The 5,889-nt window shown below is 68.9% G+C and carries 5 protein-coding genes; 2 read left to right on the forward strand and 3 right to left on the reverse strand.

Translation table 11 applies throughout. From position 1 onward, the window contains the following. A partial coding sequence (locus A7A76_RS22540) for a hypothetical protein (RefSeq protein WP_206413416.1) occupies positions 1–189 on the forward strand: 189 nt, incomplete at its 5' end. A 372-nt stretch (positions 190–561) separates the two neighbouring features. Here the strand turns inward: A7A76_RS22540 and A7A76_RS22545 are convergent. The 3 genes from A7A76_RS22545 to A7A76_RS22555 all read right to left on the reverse strand — a co-directional run bounded on the left by A7A76_RS22545 (position 562) and on the right by A7A76_RS22555 (position 4,977). Next, positions 562–1,767, reverse strand: coding sequence for an acetyl-CoA C-acyltransferase (locus A7A76_RS22545; RefSeq protein ID WP_206413417.1), 1,206 nt, complete (start codon positions 1,765–1,767; stop codon positions 562–564). Between the two features lie 27 nt (positions 1,768–1,794). After that, positions 1,795–4,170 carry a 3-hydroxyacyl-CoA dehydrogenase/enoyl-CoA hydratase family protein gene (locus A7A76_RS22550; protein ID WP_206413418.1) on the reverse strand — a complete coding sequence of 792 codons (2,376 nt, stop codon included), beginning with the start codon at positions 4,168–4,170 and terminating at the stop codon, positions 1,795–1,797. Positions 4,171–4,356: 186 nt separating this feature from the next. Beyond that, positions 4,357–4,977, reverse strand: a complete 621-nt coding sequence (locus tag A7A76_RS22555) for a TetR/AcrR family transcriptional regulator (protein ID WP_074869381.1) — start codon at positions 4,975–4,977, stop codon at positions 4,357–4,359. Between the two features lie 308 nt (positions 4,978–5,285). On the opposite strand from A7A76_RS22555, the gene ndk reads away from it, so the two are divergent. Further along, positions 5,286–5,711 carry a nucleoside-diphosphate kinase gene (gene ndk / locus A7A76_RS22560; RefSeq protein ID WP_078995781.1) on the forward strand — a complete coding sequence of 142 codons (426 nt, stop codon included), beginning with the start codon at positions 5,286–5,288 and terminating at the stop codon, positions 5,709–5,711. The last annotated feature ends 178 nt before the right edge of the window (positions 5,712–5,889 follow it).

The following is a 5,889-nucleotide window of genomic DNA, read 5'->3' on the forward strand; positions in this document are numbered from 1 at the left end:
CCCGCCGCCAAGCCGGCTGCGACCCCCGCGCCCGCCGCCGCGGCCGCCCCCGCCAAGACCGCGCCGGCGAAAGCCGCGACCGAGCGCTGCCGCGACGCCAAGGGCAAGTTCATCGCCTGCGCGACCAAGAAGGCCGAGACCAAGCATTGCCGCGACGCCAAGGGCAAGTTCACCGCCTGCCCGAAGTAAGCCTCGCGCGCGCGGCCGCCGCGAGCCGGCGGCCGCGTCGCTTGCCGTTTTATCGTCCGCGCGCGCCAGGGTTGTGGGCGGCGTCGCGCGCGCCCGGTGCCTGGTCCAGCCAGTCACCGGGTTTTTTGTCTCTCGACTCTACGGTCGCTTCGTGCAGGAGCGGCGCAAGCCGCGACTGCGCCGATGCAACCACGGCGAAAGCCGTGGCGTAGCGGAACAAGCTGCAATCGCTGCCGTAGCGCAGGCGCGGGAGCTTTCGTCGTTGTTGCGTTGGCGCGGTCGCGGCTTGCGCCGCTCCTACATGAGCAAATCGCGAGGCCAACGAAAAACCCCGGGAAATCCCGGGGTTTTTCGTGTCGACAACGGTTCGGCTTACAGCGCTTCGAACACGCCCGCCGCGCCCATGCCGGTGCCGATGCACATCGTCACCATGCCGTACTTCTGCTTGCGCCGCTGCAGGCCGTGGACGATGGTCGCGGTGCGGATCGCGCCGGTGGCGCCGAGCGGGTGGCCGAGCGCGATCGCGCCGCCGAGCGGGTTGACCTTGGACGGGTCGAGTTCGCTGTCGCGGATCACCGCCAGCGCCTGCGCGGCGAAGGCTTCGTTGAGCTCGATCCAGTCGAGCTGGTCCTTGGTCAGGCCGGCCTGCTTGAGCGCCTTCGGAATCGCCGCGATCGGGCCGATGCCCATCACTTCCGGACGCACGCCGGCGACCGAGAAGCTGACGAAGCGCGCCAGCGGGGTCAGGCCGTAGTCCTTCACCGCCTGGCCCGAGGCCAGCAGGATCGCGGCCGCGCCGTCGCTCATCTGCGAGCTGTTGCCGGCGGTGACGGTGCCGCCGAACTGGCCGTTGCGGAACACTGGCCGCAGCTTGGCCAGGCCTTCGACCGAGGTGTCGGCGCGCGGACCTTCGTCGTTCTCGACCAGCAGCTGGCGCAGCTTGATCGCATTGCTGGACAGGTCCGGCACGTGCGAAATCACGTCGTACGGGGTGATCTCGCGCTTGAACTCGCCGGCCGCCTGCGCCGCCAGCGCCTTCTGATGCGACGCCGCGGCGAACGCATCCTGCTCTTCGCGCGAGACCTTCCACTCCTCGGCGACCTTCTCGGCGGTGATGCCCATGCCGTAGGCGATGGCGACGTGGTCGTCCTTGAACACCGACGGGGAGAGCGCGACCTTGTTGCCCATCATCGGCACCATCGACATCGACTCGGTGCCGCCGGCCAGGACCAGGTCGGCGTTGCCCAGGCGGATCTCGTTGGCCGCCAGCGCCACGGCCTGCAGGCCGGAGGAGCAGAAGCGGTTGACGGTCTGCGCGGCGACGGTGTTCGGCAGGCCGGCCAGCAGCACGCCGATGCGCGCCACGTTCATGCCTTGCTCGCCCTCGGGCATGGCGCAGCCGATGATGGCGTCGTCGATGCGGCTCAGATCGATGCCCGGCGCCTGCGCGACCACGGCCTTGAGCACGTGCGCGAGCATGTCGTCGGGACGGGTGTTGCGGAACACGCCGCGCGGGGCCTTGCCGACCGGGGTGCGGGTGGCGGCGACGATGTAGGCGTCTTGGATTTGCTTGGTCATCTCGATAAGTCCTATGTCGTCGTCGGCTTAGTTGCGCAGCGGCTTGCCGGTCTTGAGCATGTGCGCGATGCGCTCCTGGGTCTTGGGCATCTGCGCCAAGGCGACGAAGTGCTCGCGTTCGAGCTTGAGCAGCCATTCCTCGTCGACCAGCGCGCCGCGGTCGACTTCGCCGCCGCAGATCACGGTGGCGATGCGGGTGGCGATCTCGTAGTCGTGCGGCGAGATGAAGCGGCCTTCGAGCATGTTCACCAGCAGCATCTTGAAGGTGGCGATGCCGACGTCGCCGGCGGCCTGGATGCGGCGCGCCGGCAGCGGCGGACGGTAGCCGGCCTCGGCCAGCCCGCGCGCCTGCGCCTTGGCCGCGTGCAGCAGCTCGAAGCCGTTGAACACGACGATGTCGTCGGCGCGGGCGAGCTTGAGCTCGCGCGCTTCGAACGCGGACGTGGACACCTTGCCCATCGCCACGCTCTCGAACGCGATCTTCAGATGCGCGAACACGTCGCCGCCCGGGCCGGCCGCGTCGGAGGCGCGCACCGCCAGCTCCTTGAGGCCGCCGCCGGCCGGCAGCAGGCCGACGCCGGCCTCGACCAGGCCGATGTAGCTTTCCAGCGAGAACACCGCGCGCGCCGAATGCATCTGGAACTCGCAGCCGCCGCCGAGCGCGAGCCCGCGCACCGCCGCGACCACCGGCACCAGCGAGTACTTGATGCGCTGGCTGGTGGCCTGGAAGTTGGCGACCATCGCCTCGAAGCCCTGGATGTCGCCGGCCTGCAGCAGGCCGAGCGCGCCGGACAGGTCGGCGCCGGCCGAGAACGGCTCCTTCGGCTGCCAGATCACCACGCCCTTGAACTTCTTCTCGGCGATGCCGATCGCTTCCTGGATCCCGTTGAGCACATGGTCGTTGACCGTGTGCATCTTGGTCTTGAAGCTGATCACCGCGATGTCGTCGCCTTCATCGGCCCACAGGCGGATGCCGTCGTTCTCGAACACGGTCTGGCCCTGCGAGAACTTCTCGCCGAGCAGCGCGTCGGGGAAGCGCTGGCGCGCGTAGACCGGGTTGGACGAACGCGGCACCTGGGCGCCGCGGCCCGGGCTGTAGCTGCCCTTGGCGTCGTGCACGCCGTCGCGGCCGTCGAACACCCAGTTCGGCAGCGGCGCGCTGGCCATGGCCTTGCCGGCGACGATGTCCTCGGCGATCCAGTCGGCGACCTGCTTCCAGCCCGCGGCCTGCCAGGTTTCGAACGGGCCCAGCGACCAGCCGTAGCCCCAGCGCATGGCGAAGTCGACGTCGCGCGCGGTGTCGGCGATGGACTCCAGATGGAACGCGCTGTAGTGGAAGGTGTCGCGGAACGCCGCCCACAGGAACTGCGCCTGCGGGTTCTGGCTGGCGCGCAGCGCGGCGAACTTCTTGGCCGGGTCCTTTTCCTTCAGCATCGCCGCGACCTCGGCGTCGAGCTCGCCGGCGGAGACGCGGTAGTCCTGCGCCTTGAGGTCCAGCACCAGGATGTCCTTGCCCTTCTTGGTGTAGAAGCCGGCGCCGGCCTTCTGCCCCAGCGCGCCCTTCTCGACCAGCGCGCTCAGCCACTTCGGCGCCTTGAAATAGGCGTGCCACGGATCCTCGGGCAGGGTGTCGGCCATGGTCTTGATGACGTGGGCCATGGTGTCCAGGCCGACCACGTCGGCGGTGCGGTAGGTCGCCGACTTCGGCCGCCCGATCGCCGGGCCGGTCAGCGCGTCGACGGTGTCGAAGCCCAGGCCGAACTGCTCGGTGTGGTGCATCGCGGCCAGCATCGAGAACACGCCGATGCGGTTGCCGATGAAGTTCGGGGTGTCCTTGGCGATCACCACGCCCTTGCCGAGGGTGGTGGTGAGGAAGGTTTCCAGGCCCTCCAGCACCGCCGCGTCGGTGGTCTTGGCCGGGATCAGCTCGGCCAGGTGCATGTAGCGCGGCGGGTTGAAGAAGTGCACGCCGAGGAAGCGGTGGCGCAGCTCTTCGGGCAGTACTTCGGCGAGCTTGTTGATGCCCAGGCCCGAGGTGTTGGAGGCCAGCACGGCGTGCGCGGGCACGTAGGCGGCGATCTTCTTGTACAGGTCCTGCTTCCAGTCCATGCGCTCGGCGATGGCTTCGATCACCAGGTCGCAGCCGCGCAACTGCTCCAGGCCGGTGTCGTAATTGGCCGCGGTCAGGCGCTCGGCCAGCGACTTGCTGGCCAGCGGCGCCGGGCTGAGCTTGGTCAGATTGGCGATGGCCTTGTCGACGATGCCGTTCGGCGCGCCCTCTTTGGCGGCCAGATCGAACAGCACCGTGTCGACGCCGGCATTGGTCAGGTGCGCGGCGATCTGGGCGCCCATGACGCCGGCCCCGAGGACCGCGGCGCGACGGACTAGCAATTGGTTGGACATCGTCTACAACTCCTTGGAAGGAATAGAGTTTTTATCGAAGCGGGCAGGCAGGCAGCGGGCCCGGGAAAAGCGCGGTGGAGCGAAGCGGAGACTTTCGTGGCGGAGGTGTTCGGCGGCGGGACATGCAAGACCGGGCGCGGCGCGCTCCGGCGGCGCGGCCCCCGCCGGGGCCGGCGCCTGCGCCGCTCAGCTCTTGAAGCCGGCGGCGGCGAAGCGGATCAGTTCGCGCGCGGCGCGTTCACGGTGCGCCTGTTCGGTGACACCGGCGGGACGCTTGATCAGGCCGAAGTCGGCCATCGCATAGGTCAGCGAGCCGGCCAGGAAGTCCAGGCGCCAGTACAGCTCTTCCTTGCTCAGGCCGGGTACCGCGGTGGCGATGGCCTTGGCGAACTCGCGCAGGACGTGGCCGTAGTGGTCGGACAGGAACTTGCGCAGGCTGTCGTTCTTCTCGGCGTAGGCGCGGGCGATCACGCGCACGAAGGCGCCGCCGCCGTTGCGGTCCTGGGCCAGGGCCAGGGCGGGTTCGACGAAGGCGGCCAGGATCGGCTCCAGTTCGCCCGGATGCTCGGCCAGCGCGGCCTTGAGCGCGCTCATGCGCTGGGTGGTCATCTCGTCCATGCGCCGGCGGAACACCTCGTTGACCAGGTTTTCCTTGCTGCCGAAGTGGTAGTTGACCGCGGCGATGTTGACGTCGGCGCGACTGGTGACCTGGCGCAGCGAGGTGCCGGTGAAGCCGAACTGGGCGAACAGTTCCTCGGCGGCGCCGAGGATGCGGTCCTTGGTCGAGAAATGGGCGGTGCTGGACATGCGGTCGGGCGACTCCGGGACGCGGCCTGGGCCGGTGGCAAGGCGGACGTGAATCAAACGCTTGTTTGATGCTAGTCCGGGCGCGGGGCCTCGGTCAATCCGGTGGCGTATGTCGGACCGCCGACGGCGGCGAACGGCAAAGCCGGGCAGGGCGGGAAACGCCCCGTTCGCGCGTCGTCCCCACTCCCGAATCGCCGCGCATGCATGTAGAATTACCGCAGCCATATCGGCTAAACCCGCGTCCCGTCGCGGGTTTTCTGTTATTCTCAGGGCCGACCGCAAGCGGCCCGCCTACCCGGAGAGATTCCATGGCGCTGGAGCGCACCCTGTCCATCATCAAGCCCGACGCCGTCGCCAAGAACGTCATCGGCGAGATCTACACCCGCTTCGAAAAGGCCGGCCTCAAGGTCGTCGCCTCGAAGATGAAGCACCTGTCGAAGCAGGAAGCCGAAGGTTTCTACGCCGTGCACCGCGAGCGTCCGTTCTTCGCCGCGCTGGTCGAGTTCATGATCAGCGGCCCGGTGGTGATCCAGGCGCTGCAGGGCGAGAACGCGGTGCTCAAGCATCGCGAACTGATGGGCGCCACCAACCCGAAGGACGCCGCGCCGGGCACGATCCGCGCCGACTTCGCCGACAGCATCGACGCCAACGCCGTGCACGGTTCGGACAGCCTGGAGAACGCCGCGATCGAAATCGCGTACTTCTTCCCGGCCACCGACGTCTACGCGCGCTGATCCGCTACGCGCTGCCGCGTTCCGCGCCGGTCCGCCGGCGCTGAACCCAGCGAACTACACGAGACCGCAGTGAACGACATTCGCGACAACGCCAACGCCAGTCCCGCCGCCGCCGACGCGCAGGCCGCGGGCGATGCCGCGCGCGTCGACGCGAACGCCGCTGCGGCCGCGGTCGCGG

It is taken from the genome of Lysobacter enzymogenes (assembly GCF_017168095.1).
Lineage (GTDB): Bacteria > Pseudomonadota > Gammaproteobacteria > Xanthomonadales > Xanthomonadaceae > Lysobacter > Lysobacter enzymogenes_D.

Bases quoted from the DNA above. Each gene is read 5' to 3' on its own strand.
- A7A76_RS22545 (WP_206413417.1), bottom strand. From the start codon at position 1,767: ATGACCAAGCAAATCCAAGACGCCTACATCGTCGCCGCCACCCGCACC.
- A7A76_RS22550 (WP_206413418.1), bottom strand. From the start codon at position 4,170: ATGTCCAACCAATTGCTAGTCCGTCGCGCCGCGGTCCTCGGGGCCGGC.
- A7A76_RS22555 (WP_074869381.1), bottom strand. From the start codon at position 4,977: ATGTCCAGCACCGCCCATTTCTCGACCAAGGACCGCATCCTCGGCGCC.
- ndk (WP_078995781.1), top strand. From the start codon at position 5,286: ATGGCGCTGGAGCGCACCCTGTCCATCATCAAGCCCGACGCCGTCGCC.